General features: G+C 69.2%; 17 protein-coding genes. 6 read left to right on the forward strand and 11 right to left on the reverse strand.

Going from position 1 to position 14,948, the window contains the following annotated elements; translation table 11 throughout:
* The first annotated feature begins 276 nt into the window (after positions 1–276).
* The 3 genes from AB0I81_RS47485 to AB0I81_RS47495 all read left to right on the forward strand — a co-directional run bounded on the left by AB0I81_RS47485 (position 277) and on the right by AB0I81_RS47495 (position 2,518).
* Positions 277–690, forward strand: coding sequence for a hypothetical protein (locus tag AB0I81_RS47485; protein WP_360672651.1), 414 nt, complete (start codon positions 277–279; stop codon positions 688–690).
* Between the two features lie 55 nt (positions 691–745).
* Entirely contained in the window at positions 746–1,096 is a 351-nt protein-coding gene (locus AB0I81_RS47490; RefSeq protein ID WP_360672654.1) for a nuclear transport factor 2 family protein, read from the forward strand.
* Positions 1,097–1,207: 111 nt separating this feature from the next.
* Positions 1,208–2,518: an MFS transporter gene (locus AB0I81_RS47495; RefSeq protein ID WP_360672657.1), complete on the forward strand. Its 1,311-nt coding sequence runs from the start codon at positions 1,208–1,210 to the stop codon at positions 2,516–2,518.
* Positions 2,519–2,765: 247 nt separating this feature from the next.
* Here the strand turns inward: AB0I81_RS47495 and AB0I81_RS47500 are convergent, their stop codons facing one another.
* Together AB0I81_RS47500 and AB0I81_RS47505 are read right to left on the reverse strand one after the other, a co-directional pair.
* Entirely contained in the window at positions 2,766–3,509 is a 744-nt protein-coding gene (locus tag AB0I81_RS47500) for a metallophosphoesterase family protein (protein WP_360672660.1), read from the reverse strand.
* A gap of 64 nt (positions 3,510–3,573) precedes the next feature.
* The gene (locus AB0I81_RS47505) at positions 3,574–3,810 is read right to left on the reverse strand and encodes a hypothetical protein (protein WP_360672663.1); all 237 of its coding nucleotides are present in this window, start codon (positions 3,808–3,810) and stop codon (positions 3,574–3,576) included.
* Positions 3,811–3,887: 77 nt separating this feature from the next.
* Between AB0I81_RS47505 and AB0I81_RS47510 the strand changes: the two genes are divergently transcribed.
* Positions 3,888–4,535, forward strand: coding sequence for a Uma2 family endonuclease (locus AB0I81_RS47510; protein ID WP_360672666.1), 648 nt, complete (start codon positions 3,888–3,890; stop codon positions 4,533–4,535).
* Positions 4,536–4,577: 42 nt separating this feature from the next.
* On the opposite strand, the gene AB0I81_RS47515 is transcribed toward AB0I81_RS47510, so the two are convergent.
* From AB0I81_RS47515 to infC, 7 genes are all read right to left on the reverse strand, one after another.
* Entirely contained in the window at positions 4,578–7,130 is a 2,553-nt protein-coding gene (locus AB0I81_RS47515) for a phenylalanine--tRNA ligase subunit beta (RefSeq protein ID WP_360672669.1), read from the reverse strand.
* Positions 7,130–8,170, reverse strand: a complete 1,041-nt coding sequence (gene pheS, locus AB0I81_RS47520) for a phenylalanine--tRNA ligase subunit alpha (RefSeq protein WP_360672937.1) — start codon at positions 8,168–8,170, stop codon at positions 7,130–7,132. Before pheS ends, AB0I81_RS47515 begins: the two co-directional genes overlap by 1 nt.
* A 143-nt stretch (positions 8,171–8,313) precedes the next feature.
* Complete coding sequence (locus AB0I81_RS47525; protein ID WP_360672672.1) at positions 8,314–9,405, reverse strand: ATP-binding protein; 1,092 nt, start codon at positions 9,403–9,405, stop codon at positions 8,314–8,316.
* Between the two features lie 50 nt (positions 9,406–9,455).
* Positions 9,456–10,259, reverse strand: a complete 804-nt coding sequence (locus AB0I81_RS47530; protein ID WP_360672675.1) for an RNA methyltransferase — start codon at positions 10,257–10,259, stop codon at positions 9,456–9,458.
* Between the two features lie 96 nt (positions 10,260–10,355).
* Positions 10,356–10,739 carry a 50S ribosomal protein L20 gene (gene rplT, locus AB0I81_RS47535; protein WP_360672677.1) on the reverse strand — a complete coding sequence of 128 codons (384 nt, stop codon included), beginning with the start codon at positions 10,737–10,739 and terminating at the stop codon, positions 10,356–10,358.
* A 30-nt stretch (positions 10,740–10,769) separates the two neighbouring features.
* Positions 10,770–10,964: a 50S ribosomal protein L35 gene (rpmI, locus tag AB0I81_RS47540; RefSeq protein ID WP_090761693.1), complete on the reverse strand. Its 195-nt coding sequence runs from the start codon at positions 10,962–10,964 to the stop codon at positions 10,770–10,772.
* Between the two features lie 122 nt (positions 10,965–11,086).
* On the reverse strand, positions 11,087–11,677 hold the full coding sequence (infC, locus tag AB0I81_RS47545) for a translation initiation factor IF-3 (protein WP_360672940.1): 591 nt from the start codon (positions 11,675–11,677) through the stop codon (positions 11,087–11,089).
* A 338-nt stretch (positions 11,678–12,015) separates the two neighbouring features.
* On the opposite strand from infC, the gene AB0I81_RS47550 reads away from it, so the two are divergent.
* Together AB0I81_RS47550 and AB0I81_RS47555 are read left to right on the forward strand one after the other, a co-directional pair.
* Positions 12,016–12,297: a type II toxin-antitoxin system Phd/YefM family antitoxin gene (locus tag AB0I81_RS47550; protein WP_360672681.1), complete on the forward strand. Its 282-nt coding sequence runs from the start codon at positions 12,016–12,018 to the stop codon at positions 12,295–12,297.
* Positions 12,294–12,713, forward strand: a complete 420-nt coding sequence (locus AB0I81_RS47555; protein WP_360672684.1) for a type II toxin-antitoxin system VapC family toxin — start codon at positions 12,294–12,296, stop codon at positions 12,711–12,713. Before AB0I81_RS47550 ends, AB0I81_RS47555 begins: the two co-directional genes overlap by 4 nt.
* Here the strand turns inward: AB0I81_RS47555 and AB0I81_RS47560 are convergent.
* Together AB0I81_RS47560 and mltG are read right to left on the reverse strand one after the other, a co-directional pair.
* Positions 12,685–13,560: a shikimate dehydrogenase gene (locus tag AB0I81_RS47560; RefSeq protein WP_360672687.1), complete on the reverse strand. Its 876-nt coding sequence runs from the start codon at positions 13,558–13,560 to the stop codon at positions 12,685–12,687. The two genes, AB0I81_RS47555 and AB0I81_RS47560, sit on opposite strands and share 29 nt — an antisense overlap.
* Before the next feature lie 108 nt (positions 13,561–13,668).
* Positions 13,669–14,823, reverse strand: coding sequence for an endolytic transglycosylase MltG (mltG, locus tag AB0I81_RS47565; RefSeq protein WP_360672690.1), 1,155 nt, complete (start codon positions 14,821–14,823; stop codon positions 13,669–13,671).
* Between the last annotated feature and the right edge of the window lie 125 nt (positions 14,824–14,948).

Here is a 14,948-nt window from a genome sequence, read left to right on the forward strand (position 1 = left end):
GGGGACCGGCCGTCGCACGGGCGAGGCATCGGCACGGGCCCTCGCACGGGCACCGGCACGGGCGAGGCACGGGCACGGGCATGACCAGGGGCTGAGCACGGGCGTGGCCACGAGCCGGGCATGAGCGTGAGCCTGTGACGGCCATCACATCGGCTGCTTTTCCCCTGGTGGCGCCCGTGATCGCTATCCCGCATTACCTGGCGCGTAATCGCGGCCCCTACCCCCGGCCTGACATCTTTCAGTTGTCCGCACCAAAGACCACTGAAGGAGCCAGATATGACCGCCGTAACCGTCACCACCGACCGGATGAAGTTCCTGCGCCTGGCGCTGGCGGCCGACGCCGTCGTCACCGGCGGCAACGGCCTGGTCTACCTGGCCCTCGCCGGCCCGGTCGGCACCCTGCTCGGCCCCGACGCCGGCCTCCTGCGCGGGATCGGCATCTTCCTCCTCGTGTACGGCGCCGCCGTCGGCTTCCTGGCCTCCCGCCGCGACATCGGCCCCGCCGGCACCAAGGCCGTCATCGCCCTGAACATCATCTGGACCCTGGCCAGCGTCGCCACCGTCGTCACCGGCGCGCTCGACTTCACCACGATCGGCGCCATCTGGGCCATCGCCCAGGCCCTGGTCGTCGGCGCATTCGCCGAACTCCAGATCATCGGCCTGCGCAAGAGCCGCACCAGGCATCCGTGAACCTCATCGAAATCCAAATCCAAACCGAAATCGCACACCACCTCCGGAGATATCCATGAACCTCATCGACCGTTACCTCGCCTGCTGGAACGAGACCGACCCCGAGGCCCGCGCCAAAGCCGTAGCCGAGCTCTGGACCGAGGACGGCACCTACACCGACCCCCTCGCCGACGTCGCCGGCCACGCCGGGATCGCCACGGTGATCGAGGGCGCGCAGGGCATGTTCCCCGGCCTGGTCTTCACCCCCGGCGAACTGTACGACGCCCACCACCACACGGCCCGCTTCACCTGGCACCTGGGCCCGGCGGGCGGGGAGCCGGTCGCGGTCGGCTTCGACGTGGTCGAACTGGCCGCGGACGGCAGGATCAGCAAGGTGTACGGCTTCCTCGACAAGGTCCCGTCCTGACCGACCCGACCCCTTCCCGCAGCGGCTCCCCGGCTAGATCCCGGGGGGCCGCTTTGCGCATCCCGATATTGATTTGCCCCGGCCACCCCACCCACCGGACAATTTCCATTCGTGCGCTCCGGAGTGAAACGGCTTTTCCGCCACCTGTCGCTGGACCTCAGCCCGCTACGCGACTCACGCGACTACCGGCTGCTCTTCGCCTCCGGCGTCATCACCATGTTCGGCACGATGATCACCATGGTCGCGGTGCCGTACCAGATGAAGGAGCTGACGGACTCCTACCTGGCGGTCGGGCTGGTGAGCCTGGCGGAGTTCGTGCCGATGGTGGTGTGCGGCCTGTGGGGCGGGGCCATCGCCGACGCGCTCGACCGCCGCAAGATCATCGTACTGAGCGAGCTGGGCCTGCTGGTCACCTCCGCGGCCCTCACGATCAACGCGCTGCTGCCCGAACCGCAGATCTGGGTCCTGTACGTGATGGGCGCCCTGTCCACCGGCATCGCCTCCCTCCAGCGCCCGAGCCTGGAGGCGGTGATCCAGCAGGTCGTCAGGCACGACCAGCAGAGCGCCGCCGCGGTCCTGTCCAGCCTGCGCTGGAACTTCGGCGCCATCGTGGCCCCCGCCCTGGGCGGCCTGCTGGTGGTGTGGAGCACCGCCTCGGCCTACGCGCTGGACACCCTGACCTTCGTCCTGTCGATGCTCCTGCTCTGGCGCGTCCGGTCGCTCCCGCCCGCCGAGGACGCCGCGCCCGCCTCGCTGAAGTCGCTGGTCGAGGGCATGCGGTACGCGGTGGGCCGCACCGACCTGATGGGCACGTACCTGGTGGACATCGCGGCGATGGTGTTCGCCATGGCCACGGCGCTGTTCCCGTTCCTGGCCGATGAGCTGAAGGCGCCGGAGGCCCTCGGCCTGCTCTATTCGGCCGCCGCGATCGGCGCCCTGATCGCCTCGCTGACCGGCCGCTGGACGGCACGGGTGCAGCGACACGGCCTGGGCGTGATCGTCGCGGCCGTACTCTGGGGCGTGGCGGTGGCTCTGACCGGCCTCGCTCCGAACTTCTGGATGGTCTTCGTCTGCATCGCGCTCGCGGGCGCCGCCGACATGATCAGCGGCATCTTCCGCATGACGATGTGGAACCAGACGATCCCGCCCGAGTTCCGTGGCCGCCTGGCCGGCATCGAACTGCTCTCCTACGCCAGCGGCCCGATGCTGGGCAACGCCAGGGCCAGCCTGATGGCCAACTTCGGCGGCACCCGCTTCTCCCTCGGAGCGGGCGGCGTGTTGTGCGTCGCCGCCGTCCTCGCCCTGGCCGCCGCCCTGCCGAAGTTCCGCGGCTACGACGCCAGAACCGACGAACACGCCGTACGCGAGAAGGCCCGCAGGGAGGCGGCGGCCAAGGACGAGGAATCGCAGGCCACCGCCTGACCGACCAGACGCCCTGCCAGACACCCTGCCTGCCAACAGCCGAGGCCAGACACCCATGCCTGCCAACAGCCGGTGGCAGACTCCCGTGCCTGCCAACAGCTGAAGGCAGGCACGGCAGCAGACAGAGGCCCTCCGGCAAGTCGACAGCACCGGCCGCAGACAGAGGCCCGCCCAGCGAGTCAGCAGCACCGGCCGCAGACGAGGCTCGCCCAGCGAGGCGACAGCACCGGCCGCGAGCCTGCGCCCCCTACCCCCTCCCCTCAGCCTTGGCGAACACCGCCAACGCCTCGGCGTCGGAGTAGACGCTCCCCACGTACTCGCCCACCCACTCCTCGATCCCCTCGAACCCGCTCCCGGCCACCAGCCTCGCCCGCACCTGCCCCGCATCCAGCGGCGTGCACCGTAAGGTCACCGCCCCGCTGTCCCCGTCGAGCAACGCCCAGTGCGCGCCATACCTCCCGTACGGCATCCCGACCGACCCCGGATTCACCACCAGCACCCGATCCACCAACCGCACGAACGGCATGTGCGTGTTCCCCACCACCACGGTCTCGGCGCTCTGTCCAGCCAGCACCGCACCCCACCGCTCCAGGGAACTGTCGACGAGGATCACCTCCTCATCGCTACGCGCGGTGGCATGCACGAAGAGCGTCTCCCCCAGCCGCCCCAGATCGAGCACCTGCCGCGCCGGCAAGGACCGCAGCAACTCGACCTGATCACCCCTCAACTGCCGCGCCGCCCACTCCGACGACGCGTGGTGACCGGCCTTCCCGGCGACCACCTCCACCAGTTCCCGGTCGGCGTTCCCGTTCACCCACAACGCCCGCTCCCCCAGCGAGACCAGCAGGTCGAGTGTCTGCACCGGCATCGGCCCCGCGGCCATGTCACCGGTCGGCACGATCAGATCGGCGCCTGCCACCTCGGGCTCGGCCAGCACGGCTTCGAGCGCGGGCAGCACACCATGGATGTCGGAGAGCACGGCAACACGCATACCGCTACTCTCCCCCAACCGCCCTCCACCGGAACACATGTTCGCACCCAACGAACAAGAATGCTCAGCCGGCCGCTTCCCGCCACCCGTCATACCGCCCGACCAGCTCATCCACCCTGCCCAGGGCCGCTCCGTCCAGCCCCTCGACCACGACCAGCCACTGCGCGTCCTCGGCGTCGTCCTCCCCGGCCAGCGTCTCGCGCACCACCCGCGGCACCCCGGCCTCCGGAAACCACTCCCCCAAAGTCTCGGCGACCTCTTCGGCGTCATCCCTCTCGCCGAAGACGAGCAACTGCGTCATTGGCAAATTCCCACTTTCCGTGACCGTGTGATGACGTTTTCCAAGGCGTGAACACAATAGGTTGGTAGCGTTGAGCCATGACTGCCGAAGCGGTGATCGACAAGATGACGTCTCCCTCGCTCCCCGACCCGGCCGAAGAGACTCCCCCCGCTCTCCCCGACTGGGTCATACCGCCCCCCGAGGGATACTTCGCAGAAGATCTCGATCACATTCCGGATTTGCCTGCGCACACAGAGTTGATTGATGGAAGCTTGGTCTTCGTGAGCCCCCAGCGACATTTCCATCACGCCATCATCTTCCGGCTACATGTGCAGCTCGAAGACTTCATGCCCCCGGGGCATGAGGTGGTTACGCATATGGGCGTCAAACTGGGGCCGCGACAACGCCCGGAGCCCGATCTCATCGTTGTGGGCCCAAAAGCGATTATTGGCCAAGAGGTAACCTACTTTGACGCCGCGGACATCGTCCTCGCCGTCGAGGTGGTCTCACCTGAATCCGAGATCCGCGACAGAGAGCGCAAGCCCACACTCTACGCCCAGGCGGGCATCCCTCATTTCTGGCGCATTGAGGAAATCAACGGCAAACCCGCCGTCTTCGTCTTCATGCTCGACCCAGGTACGAAGTCCTACGCTCTCGTCGGTACTTTTTTCGAACAGCTGAAGCTCACGCTCCCGTTCGACATCGACATCGACCTCACCACGCTGTACAGGGGACGCACCCGATAAAGGGCCGGCACGGCCTGCGCCGCACCGGCCCCCACAACGCACTCACCCGCGCAGCTGAGCCCCCACGCGATCGGCCGCCATGGCCACCGCCGCATCCCGAGCCGCCGTGGTCTCCTCAACCGTCAACGTACGATCCCCGGCCCGGAACCGCATCGAATAAGCGAGCGACTTGTTCCCCTCGCCCACCTGCTCCCCGGCATAAACATCGAACAACCGGATCGACTCCAGCAGCTCCCCGGCCCCGTCCCGCAAAGCCGCCTCGACGTCGGCGACCGGCGTGAAGTCGGGCACGGTCAGCGCGACGTCCTGCGTGGCCACCGGATAGGCGGACACGGCAGGCGTCTGGACGGGTCCGGGCATGGCCGCTTCGAGCCGCGAAAGCTCCAGCTCCATCGCCGCCGTACGCGCCGGCAACCCGTACGCCTCGATCACCCGCGGATGCAGCTCCCCGGCGTGCCCCACCAGCGTGTCCCCCACGTAGAGGGCGGCGCACCGGCCGGGGTGCCAGGGATCGTGCTGGTCGGCGCTGATGGACAGCTCCACCCGCGCCTCGGCCGCCACCAGCCGGGCGGCCTGCACCGCGTCGGCCCATGAGGCCGCGCGCCCGCCGCCCCACCAGCCGGACCGCTCGAACTCCCCGCTCAGCACCACCGCGACCCGGCGCGGCTGGTCGGGCAGCGCGGCCTCGATGGAGGCCAGCTCCTCGGCGGTCGGCCGGCGTTCGACACCGAGCGCGGGCGCCACGGCGGGCGCCCCCTCGCGGGTACGGTAGACCGCTCCCGTCTCGAACAGCGCCACGTCGGAGAAGCCGCGGCCGGCGTTGCGTACCAGGGTCTTGAGCAGCCCCGGCAGCAGCGTCGTGCGCATCAGCGGCTCGTCCTCCGACATCGGGTTGGCCAGCCGCTTGGCCGCGCGCCGCGCGTCGTCGGCGGGCAACTGCAGCCGGTCGAAGTCCTCGTCGCTGATGAACGGGTAGCTGAGCACCTCGACGTAGCCGCCCTCGGCCAGCGCCCTGCCGACCCGCCGGTGCAGCCGCTGGCCCGCGGTGAGGCCCGCGCCCGCCGGAGCGGAGGGCAGCACCGACGGCAGGTTGGCGTAGCCCTCCAGCCGGATGACCTCTTCGGCCAGGTCGTTGGGGTCGGTGAGGTCGGGACGCCAGGACGGCGGCGTCACCGTGATCATGTCGTCGCCGGTGACGGCCAGCCTGGCGGCCAGCGCCCCGCCGGTCACGACGCCGGTGGCGGCCACGCCGCCCTCGCGCACGGCCGGGTCGTCGCCGTCGGTGACGACGCAGCCGACCTGCTCCAGCCGCGCGACCACGGTGTCCCTGGCGTAGGCGACGCCCGCGACCCTGCCGGGATAGTCCGCCGGGATCGCGATGCGCGCGGGCGACACCTCGACCTCGGCGTGCGTCACCCCGGGCTGTACGGTCGCCCCGCCCAGCTCGGCCAGCAGCCGCGCGGCCCGCCACGAGGCGATGAGCGGCAGCTCGCGGTCCACGCCGCGCTCGAACCGCTTGGACGCCTCCGACACCAGCCCGTGCCTGCGCGACCCGCGCGAGGTGCCGGTCGCGGAGAAGTGCGCGGCCTCGATGACGATGTCGGTGGAGCCGTCGGAGATCTCGGTCTCCAGGCCGCCCATCGTGCCGGCGATCGAGATCGGCCCGGACTGGTCGGTGATGAGGATGTCGTCGGGGTCGAGGTCGCGTACGACGTGGTCGAGCGTTTCCAGCCGCTCGCCGGCCGCGGCCCTGCGTACGACGATCTCGCCCCGCAGCTTGGCCCGGTCGAACGCGTGCAGCGGCTGCCCGAGCTCCAGCATCAGGTAGTTGGTGACGTCCACGGCCAGGGACACCGGGCGCATGCCCGCCCGCATGAGGCGCATCCGCATCCACAGCGGGCTCTGCGCGCCGGGGTCGAAGCCGCGTACCTCGCGCAGCACGAACCGGTCGCACGCCGTCGGGTCGGCGATGGAGGCCGGCCACGACGGCTCGGTCTCGGCGGGCAGCTCCACGTCGGCGGGGTCGCGGAAGGCCACCCCGAACGCCGTGGCCGCCTCGCGCGCCACGCCGCGGATCGACAGCGCGTACCCGATGTCGGGCGTGATCTCCAACTCGATCACGTCGTCGCGCAGCCCGAGCAGCTCGACCACGTCGGTGCCGATCGGCGTGTCGGCGGGCAGCACCATGATGCCGTGGTGGTCCTCGCTGAGCCCGAGCTCGCGCTCGGAGCAGATCATGCCTTCCGACATGCGCCCGTACGTCTTGCGCGCCCCGACCTCGAACCCGCCGGGCAGCACGCCGCCGGGCAGCACGACCGGCACCCGGTCACCGGCGGAGAAGTTGGTCGCGCCGCAGACGATCTCGCGCGGCGTCGCCTCCCCCACCTCGACCCGGCAGTGCCTGATCGGCTTCTTGAAACCGGTCAGCTCCTCGATCGCGAGCACCTCGCCGACGACGACGTTCTTGACGTCGTGGCCGTAGGAGGTGATCGATTCAAGCTTGAGCCCGGCCGCGGTCAGCCTGTCGGCCACCTCGTGCGCGGTGACCGCCGGGAGATCGACGTACTCCCGCAGCCAGGAGAGCGGGACCTTCATCAGATCTCCATTCCGAACGGGAGCGTGAAGCGCACGTCTCCCTCGACCATGTCACGCATGTCCTCCGCGTTGTGCCGGAACATCAGCGTGCGCTCGATGCCCATGCCGAACGCGAACCCGGAGTAGCGCGCGGGGTCCACACCGCACGCGATGAGCACGCGCGGGTTGACCATGCCGCAGCCGCCCCACTCGATCCAGCCCTCCGACTTGCACGTGCGGCAGGGCGGGTTTCCCGCCACCGCCGAGGCGCCCCGGCAGACGAAGCACTTCAGGTCCATCTCGGCGGACGGCTCGGTGAAGGGGAAGTAGTTGGGCCGGAACCGGGTCGTGATGCCCTTGCCGAACATCACCTCCGCGAACCGGTCGAGCGTGCCCTTGAGGTGGGCCATGGTCAGGCCCTCGTCCACGGCCAGGCCCTCGGTCTGGTGGAAGACCGGCGTGTGGGTCGCGTCGAGCTCGTCGGTGCGGAACGTCTTGCCCGGCGAGATCACGTAGACCGGCAGCTCGCGCTGGAGCAGCGCGCGGACCTGCACGGGCGAGGTCTGGGTGCGCAGCACCATGCCCGAGTCGGTCGAGTCCACGAAGAACGTGTCGTGCTCGGAGCGGGCCGGGTGGTCCTTGGCGATGTTGAGCGCGTCGAAGTTGAACCATTCGCCTTCGAGCTCGGGCCCCTCGGCCACTTCGTAGCCCATGGCGACGAACGCGTCGGCGATGTGCTCCTGCAGCGTGGTCAGCGGGTGGCGGGCGCCGCGGGGGCGCCGGTCCCAGGGCAGGGAGACGTCCACGGTCTCCTCGACGAGCACCCGCGCGTCGCGCTCGGCCTCCAGCTCGGCCTGGCGGGCGGCCAGCGCGTCGTTGATCACCTTGCGGGCGCCGCCGACGCGCTTGCCGGCCTCGGCGCGGGCGGCCGGCGGCAGGGCGCCGATCTCACGGTTGGCCAGGGCGATGGGCGAGCGGTCACCCGCGTGCGCCAGCCTGGCCTGCTTGAGTGCGTCGAGGTCGCCGGCCGCCTTGATCGCCGTGATGGCGTCGGCCTCCATCCGGGACACTTCGTCGGCATGCAACGGTGTCACCTCGACGGGATCGTAGTCAGACAAGAGTGGGCTCCGTATCCAGGGCTTGAGCGGAAAAGAGTCTAGTGGGCCCCGCCCACCGGGCCCGACTCGGCGACCAGCGGCTGTGGCTAGACGGCGGCGAAATCGGGTGTGCCGGTGGGCATGGTAAATCGGAACTCGGCCCCGCCCTCGGGCGCCCGCTGCACGGCGATCGTGCCGCCGTGCGCCTCGACCAGGCCCTTCACGATGAACAGGCCCAGCCCGGTGCCGCCGCGGCGGCGGCTGTTGCCGCCCCGCCAGAACTGCCTGAAGACGCGCGGGGCCAGCTCGGGCTCGATGCCCTCGCCCTCATCCCGCACCGACACGGCAACTCCCCATTCGACGGACTCGATGTCAATTGTCACAGTGCCGCGCCCGTGGCGCAGCGCGTTTTCCACCAGGTTACCCAGGATCTGGTCGATCTTGTCCTGGTCGAGCCACATCTCCGGCAGGTCGTCGCCCGCGATCAGGCGGAAACGGTCCTCGGCCTCACCGGCCGCCACCCGGCCCGCGATGAGCCTGCGGGCCCTGGCGGGCAGGTCGACGACCTGGCGCCGGACCTCCAGCCGCCCGGACTCGATGCGCGAGACGTCGAGCAGTTCGGTGATGAGGCGGGTGACGCGGTCGGCGTCGTTGTTGACGGTCTCCAGCATGACGCGCTTCTGCTCGTCGGTGAAACGCGTCCACTTGGCCAGCAGCGTCGCGGTGAACCCCTTGACGCTGGTCAGCGGCGAGCGCAGCTCATGGGCCACGGTGGAGACCAGGTCGGCGCGGCTGCGCTCCAGCCGGGCGCGGGCGCCGCCGTCGCGCAGGGTGATCGCCACGCGCTCGACCTCGCCGCCCCGCTGGGGCTCGCGTACGAGCCTGGCCGCGACGTAGAGCTCCTGCCCGCCCGGCAGGTGCAGCGGTTTCTCCGGCACCCTGATCCTGCTGCGCAGGCCGCCCTCGGGGTCGAGCGCCTTCCACCAGTCGCGCCCGTCATGGTCGCGGAAGGGGTAGACGTCGTTCATGTGCCTGCCGACGGCGCGCTCCACCGCGACCCCGGTGAGCCGCGCGGCGGCCCGGTTGACGGCCAGAACACATCCATATCGGTCAGTCACGATAAGGCCGTCTGGAAGATCGTCGATGGCTATCGTGCACGCGGCGGCCACAACTCGCCCGTCGGTGTCTGCGCCGTGCACGACCTCGCCTCCTCCGCCTACACCGCCGACAATAGCGGGTTTCCAACCGGCTAGGACACTCGCTGAGCCCTGGCCGAGGAGTAAAGGCATACCGCCGCGGCGGTGGCCAGGTTCAGACTTTCAGCCTGTCCGTAGATGGGCACTCTGACCACATCGTCCGCCTCGGCGAGTATCTCCTCCGGCAGCCCCCACGCCTCATTCCCGAAGATCCACGCCGTGGGCCCGGAAAGATCCACGTCATCGAGCGTGTGCTTGCCCGCGCCGTCGGCAGCCAGCACGCGCAGCCCCCGCTCCCTCAGTTGACGCACGACGGCGCCGACCGGTGCACCGATGGTGACCGGCAGGTGGAACAGGCTGCCGGCGCTGGCGCGTACACACTTGCCGTTGTACGGGTCCACGGAGGCGTCGGTGAAGACCACCGAGTCGGCCCCGGCGGCGTCGGCCGCCCGCATCACGGTCCCCGCGTTGCCCGGGTCGCGTACGTGCGCCAGCAGCGCCACCAGCCGCGGCTCACCGCTCAGCGACTCCTCCAGCGGCACGTGCACGAGCCGGCAGACGGCCACCAGCCCCTGCGGGGTCACGGTCTGCGACAGCTCCGACATGACCTCGCCGCTGGCCCGGTGCACGGGGATGCCCTGGAGCGTGGCCCGGGTGAGCAACTCGGGGTGGCGCAGCTCCGCCTCGGCCGTGCTGAACAGCTCCAGCGTCACGCCGTCCAGCTTGAGCGCCTCGCGCACCGCCTGCGGCCCCTCGGCCAGGAACCTTCTGTCCTGGTCGCGGAAGGCCCGCTTGGTCAGCCGCCTGGCGGCCTTCACGCGCGGCGACCTCACGTTGGTCAGCTCGGACCCGGCCATCGTCTTCCCCCAAGTCGGCTGGTGCCGGCAGCAACCGTGCAGACAGCAACAAAGGGCCCACCGTCATCGGTGGGCCCCTCGGTCAGTTCAATCGCTTCAGCTCGCGGCCGGAGCGTTCACGTTCGCCGGAAGCGCCTTCTTGGCGGCCTCGACGAGCGTGGCGAAGGTCTGGCTGTCGTTCACCGCGATGTCGGCCAGGATCTTCCTGTCGACCTCGATGTTGGCCAGCCGCAGACCCTGGATGAGACGGTTGTACGTCATGCCGTTCTGACGGGCGGCGGCATTGATGCGCTGAATCCACAGACGGCGGAAGGCGCCCTTACGGTCCTTGCGGTCCCGGTAGGCGTACGTCATCGAGTGGAGCATCTGCTCCTTGGCCTTGCGGTACAGCCGCGACCGCTGGCCACGGTAACCGCTGGCCCTCTCAAGGACGACCCTGCGCTTCTTCTTGGCGTTGAGCGCCCGCTTCACGCGTGCCATGTTTCTTCTCCCCGGGGAATCGGAATCGCGCTACTTGGCGAGCAGCTTCTTGATCTTCTTGGAATCGGCGTCGGAAAGGACGACCTCGTTCTTGAGACGGCGCGTCAGCGTGGACGACTTCCACTCGTTGTAGTGCGCGCGGTTCGCACGGCGACGCTTGATCTTGCCGGTGCCGGTGACCCGGAACCGCTTCTTCGCACCGCTGTGCGTCTTCATCTTCGGCATGTCGCCGTCTCTCCTCGTTTCGGTCGTGCCGGTGGCCGGGCCGGTGCTGGCCGACCCGGTCGCGGCTTCTTTCGTCTGCCGGTGGCTACTGGGGCGCTTGTAAGGCTAACCCCAACCGCGGGTCACGCTTCCTGTGGGGAAGGCTCCTCGTCGCCGCCACGCTGTGCCTTGGCCGCGGCCTTCTCGGCCTTGGCCTCGGCCTTCTTCTTGTGCGGACCGATCACCATGATCATGTTACGGCCGTCCTGCTTGGCGTGGGACTCCACGAAACCGAGCTCCTGGACGTCGTCCGCCAGCCGCTGCAGCAGCCGGAAGCCGAGCTCCGGCCGGGACTGCTCGCGTCCGCGGAACATGATCGTGACTTTGACCTTGTCTCCCGCCTTGAGGAACCGCACCACGTGACCCTTCTTGGTCTCGTAGTCGTGCGGGTCGATCTTCGGCCGGAGCTTGATCTCCTTGATGATCGTGTGCGCCTGATTCTTGCGCGCCTCGCGCGCCTTCATCGCGGACTCGTACTTGAACTTGCCGTAGTCCATGAGCTTGCACACGGGCGGTCGAGCCGTGGCCGCGACCTCGACCAGGTCGAGGTCGGCCTCCTGGGCGAGTTTCAGCGCGTCATGAATCGAGACGATGCCTACCTGCTCGCCGTTCGGGCCCACGAGGCGAACCTCGGGAACTCGGATACGCTCGTTGATGCGGGGCTCAGTGCTGATGGGGCCTCCTAGGTTTGCGATCCCTACGTGCTCGTCGTATCGGAAAGCTTTGCGCATTTACCCACATGCGAAAAGCCCCGCACGTCGCGCATGCGGGGCCACTGAGCTCTTTGGCTTTCGTGGCCTTGAGCTCCCCGGAGTAGTCCGGCGTGATCCTGGACCCGGCCACCGTGTGGTGACTCAGGTGGGAGGAGACCTCCGCTTGCGCGTCCAGCAAGGCATGCCGGACCGATCAGAGAGCTACATTACCACAACACCGACTCCTGCTCGAATCTTCCCCAACGCCAGACACCGCTGCACTAGGCTTCTGTCCAGGAAACTAGTCAGAATGAGGCTATATGACCGCAGGACAGATCGAATCGACCACGTGGCAAGTCCAGGAAGCCAAGCAGCGCTTCAGTGAAGTCCTCAGAAGGGCTCACGACGAAGGGCCGCAGATCGTCACCAGGCACGGGCAGGACGTGGCGGTGATCCTCGACATGGAGGAATACCGCCAGCTCACGGGCAAGCAATCGGACTTCAAGGAATTCCTGCTCTCGGCACCCGATCTGAGCCTCCTCGACCTCTCCCGCGACACGAGCACGGAAACGCGCGAAGTCGGCATCGAGGGCGGCGAATGAGCTACATCCTCGACACCAACATCGTGTCGGAGATGACCAAGCGCACCAGGGACACGAGTGTGCAGGCGTGGCTCGACACCATCGCAGGGCCCAACCTCTACCTCAGCGTCATGTCCTTCGGCGAGGTCCGCAAGGGCATTGAGCTCCTGCGGCGTCGCGACCCGCGCCAGGCCGGTGTCTATGAGACCTGGCTGGAGCGCCTCAAGCATGAATTCCGGACACGGGTACTACCCGTCACCCCATGGGTGGCCGAGGAATGGGGGCGGTTGCACGCCATGCGACCGCTGCCGATCGTGGACGGCCTCATCGCCGCCACCGCCCGGGCACACGACTGGACCCTGGTGACCCGCAACGTGAAGGATTTCGTCGGCCTTGACGTGCGGACGATCAACCCGTTCGACTGGCCGACCGCCTGAGGATCTCCGCCTCGCCGGCGGCGCGCATGGCCTCCACGGGAACCTGCGCGATGCCCGTCATCAGCTGGACCTGCCGTACCGCCTGGTGCAGCAGCATCTCGAAGCCCCCGACCACGATGCCGCCCGCGGCCACGACGGCCGCCGCCGCGTCGGTCGGCCAGGGTGAGTAGACCACGTCGAAGAGGGCCGGCACCCGCGCCAGCCGGCCCGCGAAGACGTCCGCGGCACCGCCCGGCAGTGTGGAGACCACCAGGTCCGCCCGGGCGAACGCGTCGAGCTTGTCGAACGTCTCCACCGCCAGCGCCACGCCCAGCCGTTCGGCCACCGCCGCAGTCTCCCCCGCCCGCGCCGGATCGCGTACCAGCAGGGTGGCCTCGAACAGGCCCAGGTCGCGCAGCGCCGCCAGTGCGGAGGCGGCCGTGGCGCCGCCGCCCAGGATGGTCGCAGAGCGGGGTGCGGGCACGCCGGCCTCGGTCAGGGCCTGGACGATGCCGTGGACGTCGGTGTTGTCGCCGTGGCGCAGCCCGTCGCGGAACACCACCGTGTTGGCCCCGCCGACCTCCACGGCCAGCTCCGAGACCGTGTCCAGCAGGGGCAGCACGGCCCGTTTGAGCGGCATCGTGAGCGACAGCCCGGCCCAGGCGTCCGCGCCGTCGCCGGAGCTGGAACCGGACCCGGAGCGGCCGCGTACGGGCGTCAGCTCCGCCAGCAGCCGCGGCAGCCGCGCCTCATCGCACTCGAACGCCTCATAGCTCCACCCGCCGAGCCCCATCGCCTGGTAGGCGGCCCTGTGCAGGTAGGGCGAGAGCGAATGACCGATGGGCGACCCCATCACCGCAGCCCGCATCCCCACTCCTTCCGAACGAGGACGACCTTACCGCCCGCGGCCCGCCCGGAAATCCGGACGGGCCGCGGGGCACCATCAAACGCAGGTCAGCAGCGGGTCAGCTCAAGGTCAGCCGCCGTTCGCCCGGTACTCGGCCAGCAGTTGCTGGAACTGGGTCTCCGTGGTGGCGAACTTGGTGACGTTGCTCTTCGGGTCGGTGGCGACGAACCACAACCAGTCGCCCTTCTCCGGGTTCAGCGCCGCCTCGATGGCGTGGTCGCCGGGGCTGGTGATGGCGCCGGGCGGCAGACCGTCCACGTAGTACGTGTTGTAGTCGTGCTTGGTCTTCGTCTCGGCGAAGGTGGCCTTGGTGCGGAACTTGCCGAGCGCGTACATCGTGGTGCTGTCCATCTGCAGCTTCATCGGCGGCTCGCGGTCGAGCCGGTTGTAGATGACCCGGGCGATCTTCCCCATGTCCTGCTGACGGCCCGCCTCGGCCTGCACGATGCTCGCGATGACCATGATCTCGTGCGGCGTGTGGCCGAGCTCCTTCGCGCCGCCCTCGAGGTCCATCTGGTCGGCGGTCTGGTTGAACCGCTTGACCATCGCCGCCAGCATCTCCGTCGGCGTCGTCTTGGGCTGGAACTCGTACGTGGCGGGGAAGGTGTACCCCTCCAGCCTGCCCTTCGCGTACGACGGCAGGTCCAGGGCCTCGGTGTCCTTGGCCGCCGCGGTGAACTCCCTGACCGGTTTGCCGGTCTTCTTGGCGAGCTCGGCGAACGTCTGGGACAGCCGCAGACCCTCCTTGAGCGTCACCTTGGCGAGCAACCGGTTGTCCGGGACGAGCATCGCGGCCGCGCCGGCCGCCGACATCTGCTTGCGCAGCTTGTACTCCCCGGGCTGCAGCGAGGCGCTCCTGTTGGCGTTGGCGATGGCGTTGGTGAACGCCTTGGCGCTGGCCACGACCCCCTGCTTCTCCAGCTCCGCGGCCACCTCCGAAGCGCTCTGGCCCTGCTTGATCTCGATGACGACCTCGCCGGTGCCCTGACCGGTGTAGTCGTCGGGCACGAGCGCGTCGCTGAGCCACAGGTAGCCGTAGTAACCGCCGCCGCCGAGGATGCCCGCCAGAACGACGAAGGCGAGCAGCGGCGCCATGAATCCGCCCCGGTTGCGGCGGCGGCGCCGCCTGCGCCCGCCGCGCTTGTTCGAGGCCCGGGTACGGCGCCGTGATGAGCCTTCGTCATCCTCGGCGCCGAGCAGGGTGTTGAGATCGAGATCGTTCATAGGTGCGCTGGCCAATCTCCCGGTGCTGCCCGCCAGGCGTCAAGCCGAACTGCCCGACCGGCTGGGGTTACCGAGCGAAACTGGGGGACGCGCCGCGCGTGCTGCCACGCCCGGCGAGGATCACT

The sequence above is a fragment of the Nonomuraea sp. NPDC050404 genome, from assembly GCF_040655495.1.
GTDB lineage: Bacteria > Actinomycetota > Actinomycetes > Streptosporangiales > Streptosporangiaceae > Nonomuraea.

Coding starts and splice junctions, on each gene's coding strand:
- AB0I81_RS47485 (WP_360672651.1), top strand. CDS start 277: ATGACCGCCGTAACCGTCACCACCGACCGGATGAAGTTCCTGCGCCTG.
- AB0I81_RS47490 (WP_360672654.1), top strand. CDS start 746: ATGAACCTCATCGACCGTTACCTCGCCTGCTGGAACGAGACCGACCCC.
- AB0I81_RS47500 (WP_360672660.1), bottom strand. CDS start 3,509: ATGCGTGTTGCCGTGCTCTCCGACATCCATGGTGTGCTGCCCGCGCTC.
- AB0I81_RS47505 (WP_360672663.1), bottom strand. CDS start 3,810: ATGACGCAGTTGCTCGTCTTCGGCGAGAGGGATGACGCCGAAGAGGTC.
- AB0I81_RS47510 (WP_360672666.1), top strand. CDS start 3,888: ATGACTGCCGAAGCGGTGATCGACAAGATGACGTCTCCCTCGCTCCCC.
- AB0I81_RS47515 (WP_360672669.1), bottom strand. CDS start 7,130: ATGAAGGTCCCGCTCTCCTGGCTGCGGGAGTACGTCGATCTCCCGGCG.
- pheS (WP_360672937.1), bottom strand. CDS start 8,170: ATGGAGGCCGACGCCATCACGGCGATCAAGGCGGCCGGCGACCTCGAC.
- AB0I81_RS47530 (WP_360672675.1), bottom strand. CDS start 10,259: ATGGCCGGGTCCGAGCTGACCAACGTGAGGTCGCCGCGCGTGAAGGCC.
- rplT (WP_360672677.1), bottom strand. CDS start 10,739: ATGGCACGCGTGAAGCGGGCGCTCAACGCCAAGAAGAAGCGCAGGGTC.
- rpmI (WP_090761693.1), bottom strand. CDS start 10,964: ATGCCGAAGATGAAGACGCACAGCGGTGCGAAGAAGCGGTTCCGGGTC.
- AB0I81_RS47550 (WP_360672681.1), top strand. CDS start 12,016: ATGACCGCAGGACAGATCGAATCGACCACGTGGCAAGTCCAGGAAGCC.
- AB0I81_RS47555 (WP_360672684.1), top strand. CDS start 12,294: ATGAGCTACATCCTCGACACCAACATCGTGTCGGAGATGACCAAGCGC.
- AB0I81_RS47560 (WP_360672687.1), bottom strand. CDS start 13,560: ATGCGGGCTGCGGTGATGGGGTCGCCCATCGGTCATTCGCTCTCGCCC.
- mltG (WP_360672690.1), bottom strand. CDS start 14,823: ATGAACGATCTCGATCTCAACACCCTGCTCGGCGCCGAGGATGACGAA.